14 protein-coding genes and 1 pseudogene are annotated in these 20,558 nt (G+C 64.5%); 6 read left to right on the plus strand and 9 right to left on the minus strand.

What is annotated here, in order from left to right:
- Positions 1-243 precede the first annotated feature (243 nt).
- From AX703_RS13890 to AX703_RS13930, 9 genes and pseudogenes are all read right to left on the minus strand, one after another.
- Positions 244-1,188: an alpha/beta hydrolase gene (locus AX703_RS13890; RefSeq protein ID WP_062344888.1), complete on the minus strand. Its 945-nt coding sequence runs from the start codon at positions 1,186-1,188 to the stop codon at positions 244-246.
- An 84-nt stretch (positions 1,189-1,272) separates the two neighbouring features.
- Positions 1,273-3,417 carry a TonB-dependent receptor gene (locus AX703_RS13895; RefSeq protein ID WP_062344890.1) on the minus strand — a complete coding sequence of 715 codons (2,145 nt, stop codon included), beginning with the start codon at positions 3,415-3,417 and terminating at the stop codon, positions 1,273-1,275.
- A 137-nt stretch (positions 3,418-3,554) separates the two neighbouring features.
- A complete protein-coding gene (locus AX703_RS13900) occupies positions 3,555-4,358 on the minus strand; it encodes a class I mannose-6-phosphate isomerase (protein ID WP_039336375.1) in 804 nt (267 codons plus the stop codon).
- Complete coding sequence (locus AX703_RS13905; RefSeq protein ID WP_062344892.1) at positions 4,355-5,395, minus strand: mannose-1-phosphate guanylyltransferase; 1,041 nt, start codon at positions 5,393-5,395, stop codon at positions 4,355-4,357. The genes AX703_RS13900 and AX703_RS13905 overlap by 4 nt, the downstream gene beginning before the upstream one ends.
- Positions 5,396-5,439: 44 nt before the next feature.
- Entirely contained in the window at positions 5,440-6,687 is a 1,248-nt protein-coding gene (locus AX703_RS13910; RefSeq protein WP_236727173.1) for a glycoside hydrolase family 130 protein, read from the minus strand.
- 31 nt (positions 6,688-6,718) lie between these two features.
- A complete protein-coding gene (locus AX703_RS13915) occupies positions 6,719-9,079 on the minus strand; it encodes a glycosyltransferase family 4 protein (RefSeq protein ID WP_082734591.1) in 2,361 nt (786 codons plus the stop codon).
- Positions 9,080-9,280: 201 nt separating this feature from the next.
- Positions 9,281-10,030, minus strand: a complete 750-nt coding sequence (locus AX703_RS13920) for a TonB family protein (protein ID WP_231735540.1) — start codon at positions 10,028-10,030, stop codon at positions 9,281-9,283.
- A gap of 88 nt (positions 10,031-10,118) precedes the next feature.
- A complete protein-coding gene (locus tag AX703_RS13925) occupies positions 10,119-10,514 on the minus strand; it encodes a thioesterase family protein (protein ID WP_062344899.1) in 396 nt (131 codons plus the stop codon).
- A pseudogene (locus AX703_RS13930) lies at positions 10,511-12,600 on the minus strand (S9 family peptidase). The gene AX703_RS13925 and the pseudogene AX703_RS13930 overlap by 4 nt, the downstream one beginning before the upstream one ends.
- A gap of 62 nt (positions 12,601-12,662) precedes the next feature.
- On the opposite strand from AX703_RS13930, the gene AX703_RS13935 reads away from it, so the two are divergent.
- From AX703_RS13935 to AX703_RS13960, 6 genes are all read left to right on the plus strand, one after another.
- Positions 12,663-14,462, plus strand: a complete 1,800-nt coding sequence (locus AX703_RS13935; RefSeq protein ID WP_062344905.1) for an aminopeptidase P family protein — start codon at positions 12,663-12,665, stop codon at positions 14,460-14,462.
- A 55-nt stretch (positions 14,463-14,517) separates the two neighbouring features.
- Positions 14,518-14,886, plus strand: coding sequence for a VOC family protein (locus AX703_RS13940; RefSeq protein ID WP_062344907.1), 369 nt, complete (start codon positions 14,518-14,520; stop codon positions 14,884-14,886).
- Between the two features lie 236 nt (positions 14,887-15,122).
- Positions 15,123-15,737: an EF-hand domain-containing protein gene (locus AX703_RS13945; protein WP_052242577.1), complete on the plus strand. Its 615-nt coding sequence runs from the start codon at positions 15,123-15,125 to the stop codon at positions 15,735-15,737.
- 6 nt (positions 15,738-15,743) lie between these two features.
- Positions 15,744-16,481 (plus strand): response regulator, encoded by a 738-nt coding sequence (locus tag AX703_RS13950; protein WP_039336362.1) that lies wholly within the window; start codon positions 15,744-15,746, stop codon positions 16,479-16,481.
- 6 nt (positions 16,482-16,487) lie between these two features.
- The gene (locus tag AX703_RS13955) at positions 16,488-17,879 is read left to right on the plus strand and encodes a HAMP domain-containing sensor histidine kinase (RefSeq protein ID WP_062344903.1); all 1,392 of its coding nucleotides are present in this window, start codon (positions 16,488-16,490) and stop codon (positions 17,877-17,879) included.
- A 136-nt stretch (positions 17,880-18,015) separates the two neighbouring features.
- The coding region (locus AX703_RS13960; protein ID WP_062344910.1) for a M1 family metallopeptidase at positions 18,016-20,558 on the plus strand (2,543 nt) is incomplete at its 3' end.

Here is a 20,558-nt window from a genome sequence, read left to right on the forward strand (position 1 = left end):
AACCCGTCGTCCCGGACTTGATCCGGGACTTGGCTTTTCTTCTTCAGCGCTGGGCCGCAAGGAGAAGCCAGACCCCCGTGTCGAGCACGGGGCGACGACCCAGTCCTCCCTGTTCTTCCGAAGGACAAACGGGGAGGTGGCATTCGCTGCAGCGAATGACGGAGGGGCTTCTTTCCCCCTCCACCACCCTTCGGGCGGTCCCCCTCCCCATTTGTGCTTCGCAAAAACGGGGAGGATTTTGTCTCACCCCCCAAACACCCCCTTCAACCACGCATCCATCACCGGCGTCGCAGGGTAGCCCGGCTCACCCAGCTTGCGGTTGATTTCGGCGTGGCCTTGCAGGCCGGTGCCGGGGAAGCTGCCGTATTCGACGTTCACGCCCGCCTTCTTCAGCGCTTCGCCGAGTTCCTGCGCCTGTGCCACGCCGTCCTTGCGCTGGACGTGGAGGAGGAGGAAGCGCGGGGCGTTGGGGGCGGCGGCGTGGAACACCGGGGATAGCGCCTTCTGGCGCGCGGGGTCGGTGCCGAAGGCCTGTTTGTAGGTATCGGCCATCAGGCGGCCGGCCTGCTCCATCTGCCTGGGCACGTCATAGGCCGCGCCATCGTTGGGCATCACGCCGTCGATGTCGGCGAAGGACAGGCCCGCCTTGCGCAAGTATTGCTTGTCCGTCCCGACCAGCGCGACGAGGTGCGCGCCCGCGCTGTGGCCGGTGATGACGACCTTGCTGCGATCGATGCCAAGCTTGTCCGCCCGCGTCAGCAGGTACGCCAGCGCCTGCGCCACGTCGCTCGCCTGCTGCTCGACCGTGGCGGCGGGCACGAGGCGATAGTTGATCGAGGCGAAGGCATAGCCCTGATCGCGCAAGTGGCCGGGCAGGGCATTGCCCATCGCGGTGTCCTTGCTCCCGCGCTTCCACCCGCCGCCGTGGACGTAGAGAACGAGCGGGACCTTGGGCTTGGGCGCGATGTCAATGGTAGCAGGAGCCCAGAAGTCCATGACCTGCAAGGGATCGGAGCCGTAGGCGAAAGTCTGCGCGCCCGGCGCACGCTCACGCTTTGCCGAACCTTCCGCACGCTGCTCCAGGCGCTTGGCGATGCGTTCGCGCAAACGCTCGCCAGGGCGGGCTTCCGCCAGCCCTGCGCCGAGAATGACCAGCGCCGCCGCGCCGGCGATCCATGTCCGCTTCATGCCGTGACCTCACCGTTTTCCCTTGCTGAGAAAACTGATGGGCCACGGCTTTATCTGCGATGAACCGCCAGATTCAGCAGGTGATCAGAAGCTGAAGCGGGCGCTCAAGCGAATGTCTCGCCCGAACAGCGGGGCAACATCCTTGAGGAAGCTGGTGTGGCGGCGCGCTTCCACATCGAAGATGTTGTTGGCCTGCAGCATCAGCGTGGTCTGCGATTGCGCGCCGAACGGCTTCCACGAAACGCTCGCGTTGACCATGGTCCAGGCCGGCGTTTCGGTTTCGAACGCGGCAATGCGGCGCTGCGCCGTGGCATGCTCCACCTCCAAGCGCCCGCCGATCACGCTGCCACTGGCTTCCAGTCCGCCAATCAGGCGCAGCGGGGGAATGCGTGGCACGGCCCCGCCCTGTTGACCATTGGCGCCCAGCACATCGGCGCGGGTGTAATCGACAAGGCCGGTCAGTTCGAAGCGGGTATCGCCCGCCTGAGCCACAGTAACCGCGCCTTCGGCCTCGAAGCCATAGAAGCGGGCGTCGGCCTGGGCATACTGGAACACCGGCAGTTCGTCCTCTTCCTCGCCCGTGGGGTTGAGGAAGATGTAGTTGTCGAAGCGGTTGATGAAGGCGGAAAGCTCGACGCGCCAGCCTTCGCCGCGTCCGCGCAGCACCGCTTCGCCGCCGATCTGCCGTTCCTTGCGGAAATCGGGATTGCCGATCTCGAAGGCGCGGGTGGCGGCGTGGGCACCGTTGGCGAACAGTTCTTCGGCGGAAGGCGCACGTTCGCTGCGGGCCCCGCTCAGGGCAAGGCGGAAGCCACTGCCGAGATCGACCGAACCACCCAGCGAGAGCGAGACCGAATCGAACGTCCTCTCCCGCCCGATTGCAGCGGACCTGACGGTCGCATGCTCGTAGCGCGCCCCCGCTTCCAGCTTCGCGACGCCGAGGTCGAACTCCTGAAGGGTGAACAGGCCGATCTGCCGTGTCTCGTTGGCGGGAATATAGGCCTCTTCGCCCACGGCATTGAAATTGCGGCTGAAGTACTGGAGGCCACTGGCACCCTGCCAGCCGTTGCGCTGTGCCTGCACCAGTTCGGCGCGCGCTTCCCAGCTCCTGTTGAAGAAGCTGGTGCCGATTTCCCCGGTCGATTCAATCTCGTCGTGGCGATAGTCAGCCCACCCGCCGCGCACCTTCAGCTCCTTGAACGCGCCGCCCAGCGGCACTGCGCCGCGCACGTCGACGCGGGTCTGCCGCATGTCGAGGGTGATGTCCTCATGGCCGTGGCCCTCGTGGTCGTCTTCGGCCAGCGCCGTGACACCCCCTTCTTCGCCGTGATCGTCGTGGTGGATTTCAAGGCTGTTGGGAATGCCGTAGCGATTTTCGAGATGGCTGACGGCAAAGCCGAAGTTCGCACCATTGCTGCCGACCCATCCGAGACCACCGGCCACGTCCCAGGTGCGCGCGGACGTGTTCTCGAGCCGCCCCCGCGTCTGCGCCTCATCGGCCACCTCGCCACCCTCTTCCGCCGCTTCCTCACGCAGATCCTTGCTGAACACGAAGCCACCGGTGCGGTAATTGCCCGATTCAAAGAAGCTGCCGTCCAGATGCGCCACAAACCCGCCACCCAGCGGCGCGTTTACCGAGGCTGCGACATTGCGCTCTTCGGCTGCCGAGGCGAGGCCGGCCACGGCGTCGACGTGCGGTCCTGACTGGGGCACCTCGCGCGGGATGCGCAGATCGCGCATGTTGACCACGCCACCGATCGCGCCCGATCCATAGAGCAGCGCAGCCGGGCCGCGCAGGATCTCGATGCGGTCGGCCAAGAGGGGATTGACCGCCACGGCATGGTCGACCGATGTGTTCGACACGTCGAAGCTGCCGATCCCGTCGGTCAGCACGCGCACCCGCTCGGAATCCAGCCCGCGCAGGATCGGGCGCGAAGCATTGGGGCCAAAGAAGGTGGAGGACACACCCGGCTGGCGGGCCAGCGTCTCCCCGATGGTCGAGCGCTGCTGCAACTGCAGATCGTCACCCTGAAGGACGGTTACTGCCGACGCCACAACGTCGCGCTTGCGTTCGAACGGGGCGCTGACGACGATCTGGATCGACGGCTGAGTGTGCCCGTCTGCCTGGTCATCAGCTGCAGGAGCAGAAGCCTGCTGCGCCACGGCGGGGACGGCGAATGCAACAGCGCAAATCGGTGAAGCGCTGAGGAAGAGAGCAGAAAGACGCATGGAATGTCCTTGCTGAATGCGACTGGCCACCCGCCCTTCGGGCTGCGGCGTTGGCGGCTCCATACAGGCGCCGCACGCATGTTACAACATAACATTACATGAATCCGCCACCCTTTTTCCAAGGAAGAACGAGAACGCTAGGCCGGTCGGACGAGCAGGCAGGTGCCGGATGCAGAGAACGCCACGTCGGCGGCAGCAGCGGCAAGGGCGCAATGGCCTACGTCCACTGCCTCGCCCGCTACCGCAACGGCGGCATCGACCGGGATGACAAGGCATGGACCGTCATACGCATTTTGCACATCGGCCGCAGGCTCGCCAATCACGCAATCGGCACGGAAATACTTGCCGCTGGCCAGCTTGCCCGGTTTCGACAGAACACCGTGGCGCCGTAGCGAGGGGTCGTGCGGCTCGCCCCGTGCAACCGCAACGCTCTGCTCAAGGTGCAATTCGCGAGGTCGGCCATAGTCGTAGAAACGATAGGTGATGTCGCTGTTCTGCTGGATTTCGATCAGGCTTATACCCGCCCCGATCGCGTGCACTGTGCCGGCGGGAATATAGAAGAAGTCCCCGCGCTGAACCGGATACCAGTCCATCAGCTCTTCGATGCTGCCATCGAGCGCTGCTGTGCGCAGCGCTTCGCCATCCAGATGCTGGCCAAAGCCGATGCCCAGCTTCGCGCCCGGCTCGGCATCAAGGATCAGCCAGCATTCCTCCTTGCCGCGATCCTGCTCGCCCAGCGCCCTCGCCTGCGCGTCGCTGGGATGCACCTGCACCGAAAGCTTGTCGCTGGTGAAGATGTACTTGATCAGGACCGATGGCAGTTCGGGCGGCGGCTCGAACCAGATTTCGCCAATGCTCTTGCCCGAGTAGGATTCGAAAGGCGGGGGCAGATCGTTCTTTCCCCAAGGTTTTTCGACTATCCGCCTCGGCAGCAATTTCACTGGTTCGCAGCTCCGGAAAGTTTGCCCACGCCTTGCGCACCTTCGGGCGTGCAGACGAGGACTTCGTCGCCATCGACGACGATCATGAGGTTCGACGCGCCCACCACCGAAACGCGGGGGCCATCACTCATAACGAGTACGTTGCTGCAATCCTTCAGTTCCGCCCGACCGCGGACGGCATTGCCCGCTTCATCGCGATCCTGCGCTTCGTGCAGGGCCTGCCAGTTGCCGATGTCGGACCATGCCATCTCAGCCGGGACCATCGCTGCGCGCGAAGTGTTTTCCATGACGGCATAGTCGACGGATTCGCTGGGCACCTTGGCAAAGGCTTCATGATCGGGATGAAAGCGCATGCCATCTTCCCGCCCTTTGGCCACGGCCTCGCGCACGGCCGACAGAATGTCGGGCCGATGTCGGCCGAGTTCCTCGAGGAAGGTGCCGACCCTGAATGCGAATATGCCCCCGTTCCAGGCATAGTCGCCGCTGCCGAGGAACTCGATCGCGCGGGCCAGATCGGGCTTTTCGACGAAGCGCTCGACGCGGCGACCGCCGGTGCCGTCGATCGCTTCCCCCTGCTTGAGATAACCGAAACCGGTCTCGGGCGCAGTGGGCACGATGCCGAAGGAAACGAGCCAGCCATCCTGCGCCAGTGCCGCCGCCTTGTGCGCGGAGGCCCGGAAGGCATCGCAATCACCGATATGATGGTCGCTGGGGCAGACCAGCATGATCGCGTCTTCCGGCAGGGTCAGCGCGGCAAGCGCGATCGCCGCCGCAGTGTTGCGCGCCTCCGGCTCGACAATGATGCGGGTATTGGCAGGATCAGGCAACTGCTGCTCGACATGATCGAGATGGGCGACACCGGTCACGACGACAGGATTGCCAAAGCCTTCCCCCACCGGGCAGCGCAGGACGGTTGCGCGAAACAGCGTCTCGTCGCCTACTAGCGGAAGGAATGGCTTTGGCCGCGCCTTGCGCGAGCGCGGCCAAAGACGGGTGCCGCTACCGCCGCACAGGATCACGGGAACTGTATTGGTCATGTGTTGCCTTGATCTGACTTGCTGCAGCGCAGCGAAGCACTGTTCTAGCGAGTTGCATCCATTCTTGCCAGCATCTCGCCAACCGATGTCGTAGCGAACCCCACGGCGCTGTCTGATATGCCATATGGCACAAGCAACTGATCCTCGACCAGCAGCGCACCGCAAGTATAGACTACGTTGGGAACATACCCGAAGCGATCGGCATCAATGGCTGTCAGCAATGGCTTGCTTGAGCGCGCGATGACTTTCGAAGGGTCATCACGATCGAGCAAGGCGCAGCCCAACGCGTACTTGCGCATCGCGCCCACACCGTGCGTCAGCAACAGCCAGCCGTGGTCGGTCAGTATCGGGCTGCCGCAGTTGCCGATCTGCACGAATTCCCAAGGGAATTCCGGCTCCATCAGCAGCACGCCATCATCGTCCCAGCGCTCCAGGCTGTCCGAGCGGAGCAGGAACAGGTTCTTGCCGTCCTGCCGGCCGACCATGCAATATTGCCCGCCCACCTTCTGCGGAAACAGCGCCATGCCCTTGTTCCGACCGGCGCGCCCGACGATGGGTTCAAGCAGGAAGGACCGGAAATCCCGCGTGCGCAGCAATTCGGACCTGATATCTGCTCCGGAATAGGCAGTGTAAGTGCCGATCCACTCGTAATCCCCACCGCCATGGTCAAAGCGGACAAGGCGGAGATCTTCCAGGCCGCCACGTTGCTGCTCGGTAACAGGAAAGATCACGCTGTTGGAAAGCGTGCTTTCTGAGTGCCGATGCAACGTGACGGCGCAATCGGCCCCTTGGCACACCGTCAGGCTGTCGTCCGGCAGCATGGCTGTTGCAAAATGGCTCTGCGGCCAGAGTTCGAAAGCGCCGTCGGGAAGGGCAATGCCTTCCCGGAAGACGATCGAACTGATGTGCCCCTCGCCCACGGCACGCAGGCTCATCACGAACCGGACTGCGCCATCGGTCATGCCCGACTGGTCGGGATGCGGCACGATGCTCGGGTTCATCAGGGCCGCAGCGGCATAAGTGTATTCGTGGCAGAAGTAGGCACCGATGAGCCGCTTGCGGCGGATCGACAGTTCCGAACCATCGAAGTTGAGCACCGCCTCCATCTGGCGATAGCGCTCCTCGAAAAGCTGTTCGGTCTGCCAGTGACGCTCCTCGAAATCGTGGAGCACGCGCGCGTACTCCTCATCTGCCTCCTTGTGGCCGAGCGAAAGGACATCGGCGACGAGCTTGCGCGCGCGCGCGCCAGAGCCGCCGGGCCCCTGCCAGCCAAGATGAAATGGACGAAGCACGACCCTGGAGGGATCGGCATGAAGTCGTTGTTCAAGCACCCGCAAGCTGTTGCGTACCCTTGCTGTTGATCTTCATGGCAATGGCATGGGGCGGAATAGGTTCCTGACGGATCGTTCCGGAACCCGGGCGCCGCGCAATATCGACCATGACGTAATGCGCAAGTTGGAACGCGAGGATGGACTCCGCACCGCAGTTGAGGTTGACCCCTTGCGGGGTCACGCCATCGCGGCAGCGGCCTGACACGATATCGCCAAGCACCTCGCCGCGGTCATTACCGCCCAGGAACCAGCGATAGGCGGTTTCCGCATGACGCAGCCATGTAATATCACCAGTTGCGGCATAGGCGGTCGCCGCCGCATCGACCGCAGCCCAGGCTTCCAGTGGCTGCTGGTCGAACGGCATGTTCTCATAAGGCCGACCGAAGGTTTCCGAACCCACCGGGCGGAAGTGCCCCTGCGCCGAAACCTGCTGCCGCGCAATGAAACGCAGCGAGGACAGGCCGGATTCCACCCAGTCAGCTCGCTCCAGAACCTGCCCCGCCCCGATCAGCGCCTGGGAAAGGCGCGGATTGTCATAGCTGAGCACGGCTTCGAACCAAGCCCAATCGGGGCGACGCGCTTCGTTGAGAAGGTTGGCAAGCAACTCGGCGCCGTGGCGAAGGCTGGTCAGCGCCTCGCCATGTGCAGGGTTGGCGCGCAAAGCCTCGATGCAGCCGAGCATCACGAACGCAACCGTGCGCGGGGCATCCATCGTGCAAACCGGAGCAAGCGCGATGTCGAACCACTGTGCTGCCCAGTGCCGAAGCCCTGCGTCGGGCGCATCGTTCATGGCCCGGCCCAGTGCCCAGACCGTTCGGCCATTGCTGTCGGCCGATCCGATCGGTTCACACCAGGTCCGGTCAAAGTTCATGAAGTTGCGAAAGGCGCGCGCGTCGGGATTCCAGGCGTGCTGGATGAACGAGGCATAGACCATGGCCCAGCGCTGCCGTTCTGCCAGGGGCACGGTGTCGGCCACACCCATCAGCATCAGTGCCCGCACGTTGTCATCCAGGCAGTAGCCATGACGGCGGTCGGGCACTGTCAGGATGGAGTGTTGCAGCATGCCGGTGGCATCGCTCATCGCAGTCACGCCAGAGAAGCCCGGAGTCGCCAGCAACGGGGTCGTGCGATCAGGTCGGACCACCACGCTTTCGACCAGTTCGCGGGCGGCGCCGGCAAAGCGGGGCCAGATCGTCTCGCGGCCCTTGTCCCAGGCGCGCTTCTGCACGGCATGCAGTTCGTCGGGATCATCAAGCAGGCGATTTACAGCGGCTGCAATCACATCGGCCCGGCGCGGATCGACCAGCACCCCCACCCCATCGGCAAGGAGTTCTCGGGCGTGGACATATGGGGTCGAGACCACAGCCTTGCCCAATGCCACGGCATAGCTGAGGGTCCCCGATGTGGACTGTTGCATGTTGGGGTATGGCGTCAGGTAGATGTCGCAGGCCTCGAGCTGGTCGAGCAGTTCGTCCAGATCGAGGAAGCGGTTGTCCCAATCGATGTTGGCGGCAACACCCAGATCCTGAGCGAGGGCCTCAAGGCTCTCGCGATAGCGCTCGCCTTCGCTGGCAACGAGGTTGGGATGGGTAGCACCAACGATGCGATAGACGACATCGGGATGGTTCTGCACGATGGCCGGCAGCGCCTCAATGACCGTTTCAAGCCCCTTGCCGGGGCCGAGCAGGCCGAACGTCATCATAACGCGCCGTCCCTCATGGCCGATGCGCGCCTTGTAGGCCTCGCCACGGCCGAACGGACGGTCTGGCGCGCCATGCGGAATCACCATGATGCGTTCGGGAGCAACGCGGTAGAGATCCTGCAGCAGCCCCATCGAGTGCTGCGACATGACCATGACCCGCGAGGCGCGGCGCAGGATGTGTTCAAGCACCTCGCGCTGATGCGCGGATGGCTGGGCAAGAACCGTATGCAGGGTGACGATCAGCGGCGCCGCAACTCGGTCGACGAGTTCGAGCACCATATCGCCATCGGCACCCCCGAAGATGCCGTATTCGTGCTGGAGCCAGACCGCGTCGACCGCGTCCTCGTTCATGCGGCGCGCCGCGGCACGATAGTCCTCGACCTGATCTGAACGGATGAGTCCGCGCACATCGTCGTATTCAAGCGGCGAACGCGCATCGTCGATGACGTGAAGATCGACCGAGATGTCCGAATGATGCGCCCGGAGCTGCTCGTAGATATCGGTGGTAAAGGTGGCGATGCCGCACTTGCGCGGCGTATAGCCACCAATCAACGCAACGCGGCAAGGCGCTTTCTGGCCGCGACGGAGGAAGGAGAGGACTCCGGGAGCGGAAGCGTCGCCGGTGCCGAAGGCATTTTCGATGAGAGTCATGGCGTGCAGGTTTCCGAAGGCTCGTCGCAAACCGCATGGCGCGGATGCTGTACTGTCGATGAACCAACGCAGGGAGAGCAATCCGGTTGCATTGCGATGCAACAAAAATAGCGCGGAAATAACGCAGGTTACCGCAAAAGTTCTTCTATCCAACCATTTGTATAACTTAGGATATAAGAACTGCTATGTTGCAGTGCAGTATCATGGTTCGAACCACCGCTGTTCCCAGCCGTAGCTGGAGGTGACCGGATTGCCTTCCGCATCAAGCGCAGGCCGAAAGCGGAAGCGCTCGGTGGCAAGACGGCAAGTTGTCGCATCGGCTTCGGGCACGCCACTCGCGCGGTAGACACGACAGGACGATACGCGTCCGTCCGGGCCGACCGTCAGCAGGATAACCACGCGCTTGCCGATGCGTTCCTGCTGGCTGCTGACCGGGTAGTCGCGGGTCGAGCGGATATCTCCGGCGATCTTTTCTGCCTTCCGGGCAAGACCCCCACCCGAACCATTGCCGCTGGCGCCGCTGCCGGTGCCCGCGCCCTCTCCACCGCCGCCGGTCCCCTGCCCTTGCGCGGCTGCGCCGGAGCGCGGGTCCTGCCCGGTCGAGGCGACCGGCGGCGCATTCTCCTTGCGCGAAGGGACGCGAGCCTTGGCGATCACCGGTTTGGGCTTGGCCTTCTTCCCCTCCTCCCCCGAAGCGCCAGCGGGTTCGGGCGTGGTCGGACTGGGCGTGGGCTTGGGCTCGTCCAGCGGCACATCGAAAGTGCTGGTGGTGAAAGCCTCCTTGGCGAGGTCGGTCATGGCCGGGACCCCGCCGAAACCGTGGATCACACCCCACAGCACAACGATATGCAACAATGCGGCAAGCACGGTGGGCACAAGCCGCTCGCGCCCACTGCGCTGGCGGTCGCGATAGCGCCCTGACGGCGTGACTGCGCCACTCGTCCTATCCACGTACTGCCCTTGCATCTGCGGCCAAACGCATTCGGGTCGTCTATGGTTGCAACCATTCCGGCAGAATGGAAAGCCCCGGGACGAATCTCTATGGCAGAAACGGCGCGGCAACATCCTTCGGCACGCGCAGGATGCGGCCTGATGCGCGGTCGATAATCGCCCAGGTGGTCTTCGCGCTGACGATGACCTTGCCGCCTGCGTTGCGGAAATCCACGCGCCGGTCGAACCTCGCGCCGGTGGGCGGTTCCGGAATGAAGGTCTCGGCCGTGACGCTCTCGCCCGAAACGATGTTTCCGCGATAATCGATCTCGTGCCGCGTCACGACCCAGACGTAGGCCTGTTGGTGCTCGGGCGAGGCGACCGCGGACCAGTGCGCGGTGGCGATATCCTGAATCCAGTTCACCCACACCGCATTGTTGACATGGCCAAGCTCGTCGATGTGCTCGGGGCCTGCGGTAAAGGTGAGGGTGTGGCGGTTGCTCAAGCATCCACCCCCAGCTGCCACAGGATGAAGGCGAACTCCTCCGCCGTTTCCTTCAAGCTCTCAAACCGGCCCGACTTGCCGCCATGGCCCGCGCCCATGTTGGTCTTGAGGATCAACTCGTTGCCGTCGGTCTTCACCTCGCGCAGCTTCGCCACCCACTTGGCAGGCTCCCAATAGGTCACGCGCGGGTCGTTGAGGCCTGCAGTCACCATCAGCGGCGGATAGCCCTGCGGCTTGACCTGATCATAGGGCGAGTACGACTGGATCAGCTCGAACGCCGCCTTGTCCTCAATCGGGTTGCCTCAATCGGGTTGCCCCATTCAGGCCACTCGCCCGGTGTCAGCGGCAGGTCCTCGTCAAGCATGGTGTTGAGCACGTCGACGAACGGCACGTGGGCCACGACCGCGCCCCACAGGTCTGGATCGGAATTGATCACTGCGCCCATCAGTTCACCCCCGGCCGAACCGCCGGAAATGCTGATCTTGCCAGCCTGCGTGAACCCACGCTCGATCAGGCCCCTGGCGACGTCGACGAAGTCGTTGAAGGTATTGGTCCGCGCTTCCAGCTTGCCCGCCTTGTACCACGCGCGGCCAAGATCGTCGCCGCCGCGGATATGCGCGATGGCATAGGCAAATCCGCGGTCGACCAGGCTCAGCCGCGTGGTCGAGAAGCCCGGCCCGATGGCGATGCCATAAGCGCCGTAACCATAGAGGTGCAGCGGACCACCGGGTGCGCGGTCCTTGCGCCAGACCACGCTGACCGGGACCATCGTGCCATCGCGCGCCGCAATTTCCAGCCGCGCCGTGTCATAGAGAGAAGCATCGTACCCGCTCGGGATTTCCTGCACCTTGAGCAGGGTCAGGCTGCGGGTGGCCACGTCATAGTCATAGGACGACGCCGGGCTGACCATCGATTCATAGCCGACGCGCAGCACGCTCATGTCCCATTCGGGATTGTCGCCAAGCGAGGCTTCGTAGCTCGCTTCGGGAAACTCGATCGGTTCGATGCGAGACGGATCGTCGTAATAGCGCACCTCGATCCGGTCCAACCCGCGCACACGCCCTTCGGTCACGTAGAAGTCGCGGAACAGGTCGAACCCGGTCAGGTAGAAATCGTCCGTCCCCTCGATCAGCGTGGTCCATTCGCCGGGGTTCGAGAGCGGCGCGGTGGCGAGGCGGAAGTTCTCGTGGGTATCGTTGGCGTGGATATAGAGAACGCCATCGCGCTCATCGACATCGTACTCCACGCCCTTCTGCCGGGGTTTGACCAGCAGGGGTTCGGCAAGAGGATCATCCGCCGGAACCAGTCGCACCTCGCCCGTCTCGTGGTCGCCGGTCGAAATGATCAGCCATTTCTCGTTGGCCGAAAGCGACGCGCCCACGCGGAAGCCCTCGTCGTCCTCGTGATAGAGTTCGACGTCGTTCTCCAGCGGCTGGCCGATCCAGTGCAGGCGCGCGTTGTCCGTCCGCCAGTTCTCGTTGGCAAGGCTGTAGACGAGGCCGGTGTCGTCCTTCACCCAGATCAGTCCGGAAAGCGTGCCGGGGATCTCGTCGGGCAGGACCTCCCCGGTGGCGATGATCTTGATGCGGGCCGTGAAGCGTTCGGAGCCGTTGTCATCCACCGACCAGGCGAGCTTCGTCCCGTCCTTCGACACCGCAATCGCGCCAAGGCGGAAGTAGTCCTTGCCCTCGGCCAGGGCGACTTCATCCAGAATCAGTTCGTCCGCGCTGCCATCGTCGGGCGCGCCAACCGGCCTGCGCCACCACTTCTTGTATTCGGCGCCTTCCTCGAACTCGATCCAGTAGAGGAAGTCGCCATCCTTCTGCGGCACGGACTTGTCGGCTTCCTTGATGCGGGCGCGCATTTCCTTGAACAGGGTGTCGATGACCGGCTTGCGCTCGGCCATGCGAGCCTCGAACCAGGCGTTCTCGGCTTCGAGATGGGCAAGCACGGCCTTGTCGGTGACCTCGGGATAGCCGGGATCGCGCAGCCAGGCGTAATCGTCGGACACGGTCAGGCCATGATGCGAAAAGCTGTGCGGAATGCGGGCGGCGACAGGAGGTGTGGCAATGCTCATCCCCCGCATCTATGTTGCGTGCATGATGCCCGCAAGGCGGGCCGCCCACATTCAGGACCGATCCCATGCTGATGCAAACTCATGAAGCCCGCCTCGACGCCTTGCGCAAGCAGCTTGCCAAGGACGGGCTGGACGGCTTCGTCATCCCCATTTCTGACGAACATATGAGCGAATATGTCGGCGCCTATGCCCAGCGGCTGGAATGGCTAACCGGCTTCGGCGGCTCTGCGGGCACGGCGGTGGTGCTGGCCGATGAAGCCGCGATCTTCGTTGACGGACGCTATACCCTGCAGGTGCGCGATCAGGTCGATGGCAAGCTGTGGTCGTACCAGTCGGTGCCGCAGACCAGCGTTGCGGAATGGCTCGGAAAACATGCTCCGCAAGGTGCGAAGATCGGTTACGATGCCTGGCTCCATGCCAAGAGCTGGGCGCAATGCGTTGCCTCCGCACTCGAACCGCGCGGCGCCTCGCTGGTGGCAGTCACAGGCAACCCGGTCGACGCGGTATGGCAGGACCAGCCGGCGCCCTCGCTCGCTCCGGCCGTGCCTCATGCCACCGAACACGCCGGCAAGTCGGCAACGGAAAAGCGGGCCGATGTGGCCGAGTGGCTCGCATCGCAAGGGCTCGACGCTGCGGTCATCACTGCGCTCGATTCGGTGGCCTGGCTGCTCAACATTCGCGGCGAGGACGTGGATCGCACGCCCGTGGCGCTCTCCTTCGTCATCGCCAATGCCGATGGCACCGCCGACCTGTTCATCGCGCCCGAAAAGGTCACGCCCGAACTGACGGCGCATCTCGGCAACGCGGTTCGCGTCCAGCCGCGCGAGGCCTTCGTCCCGGCGCTCCAGGCGCTCAAGGGCAGGAAGGTGGCGGTGGATCCCGAACGGGCGGTGGCCGCGATCTTCCAGGCGCTCGAAGGGGCCGGTGCGCAAGTCGTTGCCGTCACCGATCCGGTCGTCCTGCCCAAGGCCATCAAGAACCCGGTGGAACAAGCCGGCCACCGCGCTGCACAGGCCCGCGATGGCGCCGCCATTGCCCGCTTCCTGCGCTGGGTCGAGGTCGAAGCGCCCAAGGGCACCGTGACCGAGCTTTCCGCAGCCGACCGCCTGCAAGCCTTCCGCGCCGAGGGCGGGCTGCTCCGCGACCTCTCGTTCGACACCATTTCGGGCGCCGGGCCGAACGGTGCGGTGGTTCACTATCGCGTCAGCGAGGAGACCAGCCGTACGCTCGAGCCGAACAGCGTCTACCTCGTCGATTCGGGCGGGCAGTACGTTGATGGCACCACCGACATCACCCGCACCGTCTGGGTCGGACCTGACGCGCCGCATGCGGAAGTGAAGGACCGCTTCACCCGCGTGCTCAAGGGCCACATCGCGCTGGCCCGCGCCGTGTTCCCCAAAGGCACCGCCGGCAGCCAGCTCGACAGCTTCGCCCGGCAGTTCCTGTGGTCCGCTGGCCTCGACTACGCCCATGGCACCGGCCACGGCGTCGGCAGCTTCCTCGCCGTCCACGAAGGCCCGCAGCGCATTGCCAAGGCCAGCGGCGGGCAGGCGGGCACCGGCCAGCCGCTCATGCCGGGCATGATCCTCTCGAACGAACCGGGCTACTACAAGACCGGCGAATACGGCATCCGCATCGAAAATCTCGTGCTGGTCGAAAAGCGCGACATTCCCGGCGCCGAGGGCGAGTTCTACGGCTTTGAAACGCTCACCTTCGCCCCGATCGCCCGCGATCTGGTGGATATCACCCTCCTCTCACCCGATGAGCGCGAGTGGCTCGACACTTACCACGCCAAGGTGCGCGACGTGCTGGCCCCGCAGCTCTCCGGTGACGATCTGATCTGGCTGGAAGCGGCCTGCGCGCCCTTGTGACAGGGTATATGTTCACGTATTGTTCCTTATCGACTCAAAGATGGGGAGCAATGCGATGATCGGATACGTCACTGTCGGCACGAACGACCTGGCCAAGGCCGCAGCGTTCTATGATGCCATCTCTGCAGAGATGGGGGTCGGCCGGATGATGGAGTTCGAGACCGGGATTGCCTGGGGCGTGCCCGATGGCGCTGCCGGAATTGCGGCGATGAAGCCTTTCGACGGGCAGCCCGCAACGGTGGGCAATGGCGTCATGGTCGCGCTACAGGCCAAGGACAAGGAACAGGTCGGGCGCCTCCACGCCATTGCGCTTGCCCATGGCGGCACTTGCGAGGGCCAGCCGGGACTGCGCGGTGGTGGCTTCTACGCCGCCTACTTCCGCGACCCCGACGGCAACAAGCTCAACGCCTTCGTGATGGGCTGAACGCAGGCATTTCCGCCCGCGCTTGCACGCGGATGAACGCTCCGGTGCAGGCGCGACAAATTGCGACAATAAACCCGCGTCCCCGGCATAGTCGCGCGACAAGCTGCGCCTAGATAGGGACTACAGGAACTGCGGTCGCTGGTTTTCAGTCCCCCCTGAGCAAGGCACTCCCTCCCCCTCTCCTTGCCAAGTGCCAGTGGCCGCAGTCTCCTCCCTCTACTGACGGGAACTAACCGATGAAGAAATTCCAGATTGCGGCTGCCGCTGCAGTGACGGCCACGGCCTCGCTCGCGCTCTACGCCGCCTCGCCTGCCTTTGCGCAGAAGATGGATGCCGACGGCGACAAGACTATCACCTGGGCTGAAGCCAAGGCCAAGTCCGACGAGATGTGGGTAAAGCTCGACGTCAACAAGGACGGCAAGCTCGACCAGGCCGACAAGAATGCCAAGTGGGCCGAGAAGTTCGCCGAGATCGACACCGACAAGAACGGTTCGATCAGCCGCGAGGAATTCATTGCCCATCACCAGCAGATGAAGGGGCCTGAAGGCCGCGATGGTGACCGCAAGGCCGGTCATGGTGGCCGTGGCCACGGCGGCATGAAGGGCATGATGATGGGTGGCGGCATGGCCATGATGGCCGATGCCAACAAGGACGGCACCGTCACCCGCGCCGAATTCGACGCTGGCGTGAAGGCGCACTTCGACATGGCCGATGCCAACAAGGACGGCAAGATCACGCCGGAAGAGCGTCGCGCTTCGATGAAGGCGATGATGGGCAAGATGAAGGGGCCGCACGCCGGCCATATGGGTGCGATGGGTGATGGACCTCCGCCGCCCCCTGAGGCTAACTGATCCACGATGAACGAAGCGCCGATCCGACTGCTCCTGGTCGATGACGAACCTGCGCTGCGCGAACCCCTGGCGGACTATCTGGTCCGGCAGGGGTTTGTCGTGACTCAGGCAGGCACCGCCGCCGAAGCCCGCAGCCGCCTGCTCGAAGCAGGCTGCGACCTCGTGCTGCTCGACATCATGATGCCGGGCGAGGACGGCCTTTCGCTGTGCCGCCATCTGGTCGAGGCCAAGCGCCTGCCCGTCATCTTCATCACCGCCAAGGGCGAATCGACCGACCGCATCGTCGGGCTGGAGATCGGTGCCGACGACTACGTGGTAAAACCATTCGATCCGCGCGAACTTGTCGCTCGCATCCGCTCGGTCCTCCGACGCGCAACCAAGCAGTCGAGCGAGGTCTCGGACGCGGTCATCTATGAATTCGAAGGCTGGCGGCTCGATCCATTGAAGCGCCGCCTGATCGACAGCGAAGGCGCGGTCGTCGCCATTTCCTCGGCGGAGTTCCGCCTGCTCATGGCCTTTCTCGACCACCCCCGACAGGTGCTCGATCGCGATCGCCTGCTCGACATGGTGCAGGGCCGCGAGGCGCATCTGTTCGACCGCGCTGTCGACAACCAGATCTCGCGCCTGCGCCGCAAGGTGGAGGTCGACAGCCGCAACCCGCAACTGATCCAGACGGTGTGGGGCGGCGGGTACATGCTTGCCGCAGAGGTGCGCAAGCGTCCCGCCACTTCGGACGAAAGCTGACCGGGCGTGAAGAACCTCCGCTTGTGGCCGCGCAGCCTGCAGGGCCAGGTCCTGCTCGCCATCGCCTTGGCACTGCTGGTAGCGCAGACCATTTCCGCCGTGCTGATCTGGCGCGAACAGAATCATCGGCGCGAAGTTTCCATGGTGAGTTCGGCCGCTTTTCGGCTGATCGGCCCCAGCCCTGAAGAACGCCGCCATCGACGCGGGGATGCCGATGATCGCCCGCCCCCGCCGTTCCGCATCGAACATTCGCAAGATTCACTCTATCGCCCCGGCGAGCGGCGGCTGCCCCGCGTCGAGCACGAACTGAGCGAAGTCCTGAACGCCCAGGGCGTGGAGACCGCCGAGGTGCTGGTCTTCGAACGCGATCCGATGCGCGACGGGCCGAGCATCGAATTCTGGAACCGCAATCGCCGGAAACTGGAATTGGTCTCGAAGGAGCCCATGCCCCGTCTGGTCATTGCCTCGATACGCAGCCCATCTGGCGGCTGGACCTCGACCCGCGTGTTCACCGAAGGCGGTGAAATGCGCGTGCTTGCGCCGCTCGTCGGCCAGACCATCGTGCTGTACCTGGTGCTGGTCGGCACGATGGCGCTGATCCTGCGGCGCATGGCCCGCCCATTGAAGGCCCTCACCCGCCGGGTCGAGGACTTCGCCGGCAATCGCACATTGGATGGCCAACTCCAGCCAGAGGGACCCGAGGACATCCAGGGCCTGATCGTCGCCCACAATGCGATGGAAGCGCGAATCGCGGCAATGCTCGATGAAAAGGACGTCATGCTCGGCGCGATCGGGCATGATCTCAAAACCCCGCTGGCGGCGCTACGCGTGCGGATCGAGGCCGTCGACGACGATGTCGAGCGCGCCCGCATGGCTGCGACGATCGAGGACATCAACCGCTCGCTCGACGATATCCTGTCGCTCGCCCGCGTCGGACGGCCGTCCGATCCACTCGAGCCCACCGAGCTTTCGGCACTGGTCGCCGACGTGATCGGCGAATTCGAGGACATGGGCGAACCGGTGGAACTGGGTGACACCGACCGCGTCGTCCTGCCTGTCCGCGCGACCTGGATGCGACGCGCACTGCGCAATCTCGTCTCCAACGCCATGCGCTATGGCGATCGCGCTCGCATCACGCTCGCCCGCGAAGGCCGAGAGGCTGTGCTGCGGATCGAGGATGACGGCCCCGGCATCCCCGAGCATGAGATTGCGCGGATGATGGAGCCGTTCACCCGGCTCGATGCCTCGCGCAACAGCGGCACGGGTGGCACCGGGCTCGGCCTGACGCTCGCCCGCGCCATCGCCGACCAGCACGGCGGCACGCTGACGCTCACCAACCGGCGCGGCGAGAATGGCATTGCCGGACTCACCGCAACCATGCGCCTGCCGCTCGGTTAAGCCACCGCTCATCCCCGCCGCAATAGTCAACCGACCTTCGTCGGTGCGCGCCTGCCGTTCGTCGAAAGGAGTCGCGTAGTGTTCGACCGGTTGCTAGTGCAACCAATCTTCATTGCGCCGGGGAGTCATGATCGGCATGCGTACCATTTCACTTGTTTCCGCTTTCGCTCTCGCTGTTGCGACCGTTGCCGTCCCCGCCACGGCGCAAGCCCCGCTCAATCCTTCGGCTGCAGCGGGTGTCCACACCGACCTGCCGCGCGTGGCGCACCCCTCGCACTACACCATCTCGATCACCCCGGATGCCAAGGCGCTGACCTTCACCGGCACCTCCTCGGTCGATCTCGAAGTCACCGAAGCGACGCCCGCGCTGACGCTCCACGCGCTCGACCTGAAGATCGCCACCGCCACGCTCACGCCCGCAGGCGGCGCAGCCATGCCCGTCACCGTGACGATGGACGCCAAGAGCCAGACCGCAACCTTCACCGCCGCCGCACCCTTGAAGCCCGGCAAGTACCGGCTCGACACCAGCTATTCGGGGATCATCAACACGCAGGCCAACGGCCTCTTCGCGCTCGATTACCCTGACAAGGTGACCGGCAAGGAGGTGCGCGGCCTGTTCACGCAGTTCGAAGCACCCGATGCCCGCCGCTTCGCCCCGATGTTCGACGAGCCGATCTACAAGGCGACGTTCGACCTTTCCGCCACCGTGCCGGCCACGCAGATGGCCGTCAGCAACATGCCGATCGCCAAGGAAGAGCAGCTCGCGGGTGGCATGAAGCGCGTGACCTTCGGCACCAGCCCGAAGATGTCTTCGTACCTGCTGTTCTTCGGCCTGGGCGACTGGGAGCGGATGTCCAAGGAAGCCGCACCCGGCGTTCAGGCTGGCATCGTCGCGCCCAAGGGCAGCGGCGAGCAGGCCCGTTTCGCGCTGGACGAACTCGCGCCGCTGATCCCCTACTATTCCGAATACTTCGGCCAGCCCTACCCGCTGCCCAAGATCGACAACATCGCCGCACCCGGCCAGTCGCAGTTCTTCTCGGCCATGGAAAACTGGGGCGCGATCCTGACGTTCGAGCGCATCCTGCTCAACGATCCCGCCATCACCAGCGCTGCTGCCCGCCAGAACATCGTCACCACGCAGGCGCACGAAGTGGCGCACCAGTGGTTCGGCAACCTCGTGACCATGGCCTGGTGGGAAGACCTCTGGCTGAACGAGGGCTTTGCCAGCTGGATGGAAACCAAGGCCACCGCGCACTTCCATCCCGACTGGTTCCCGCTGCTCGAGCGCGTCAACGGGCGCGATGCGGCGATGGGCCTCGACGGCTTCAAGACCACGCACCCGATCGTGCAGGAGATCAAGACCGTCGACGAGACCAACCAGGCCTTCGACGCGATCACCTACCAGAAGGGCGAAGCGGTCATCTCGATGCTCGAGGCGTTCGCGGGCGAAAACGTGTGGCGCGATGGCCTGCGCGCCTACATGCGCGATCACAAGTTCGGCAACACCCGCTCGAAGGACCTGTGGCAGGCAATCGAGAAGGCCGGCGCTCCCGGCCTCACCGCCATCGCCACCGATTTCACCACCAAGCCCGGCATCCCGCTGGTCAAGGTGACAGGCATGACCTGCAAGAAGGGCGTTGCCACGCTGAACCTCGAACAGAGCGAATTCAGCGTCGACCGCAAGGACGAAGTCGCCGCCAAGCCACAGCAGTGGAAGGTGCCGCTGATCGTCTCGGCAGGATCGGGCGAGCCGGTGCGCACCATCCTTGATGGCGGAAAGGCGACGGTAACGGTCAACGGCTGCGGCCCGATCGTGATCAACGCCGGACAGCTTGGCTACTACCGGTCGCTCTACACGCCGCAGATGCTGACTTCGCTGAAGAAGGCGATGCCGACGCTCCAGCCGGTCGACCAGATGGGCCTGATTGCCGACAACCTCGCGCTCTCGTCGAGCGGCTACCAGCCCTATGGTCCGGCGTTCGATCTGCTTGCCGCGATCCCCGGCAATGCCAATCCGGTGGTGCTCGGCAATGCCTTCGGCGATTTCGTCGGCGCGTGGCGCGTGCTCGACAAGGATCCTGCCGCGCAGAAGAAGCTCTATGGCAAGGTCGCCGGAACCTACAAGCCGCGCCTCATGGCGCTGGGCTTCGAGCCCAAGGCCGATGAGCCGCTGCGCGATGCCGACCTGCGCTCGACGCTGATCTCGGGCTTCGGCACCATGGGCGATGCCGACGTCGTGGCCGAAGCGCGTCGCCGCTTCGCCATGCTCGCCAGCAACCCCAAGGCCTTGGACGGCCCACTCAAGACGACCTGGCTCAACATCGTTGCCCGCAATGCCACCAAGGCCGATTGGGACGCGATCAAGGCCATGGCTGCGGCCAGCAACAGCGCGGTGGAACGCCAGTTCCTCTACACCCTGCTGGGCCGCCCTGCCGATGCCTCGCTGGCCAAGGCGGCGCGTGAGCTTGCGCTGACCGACGCGCCCGGCAAGACCACCAGCGCGGCGATGATCGTCGCCTCGGCAGGCCTGCACCCGGACGAGACCTACGACTTCGCGCTGGCCAACCGCGAGAAGATCGAATCGCTGGTCGATGCGCAGAGCCGCGTCACGTTCATCGCCAGCCTCGGCGGGCAGTCGAACGATCCGGCGATGATCGAGAAGCTCAAGGCGTTCAAGGC

Source organism: Novosphingobium sp. CCH12-A3, from assembly GCF_001556015.1.
Lineage (GTDB): Bacteria > Pseudomonadota > Alphaproteobacteria > Sphingomonadales > Sphingomonadaceae > Novosphingobium > Novosphingobium subterraneum.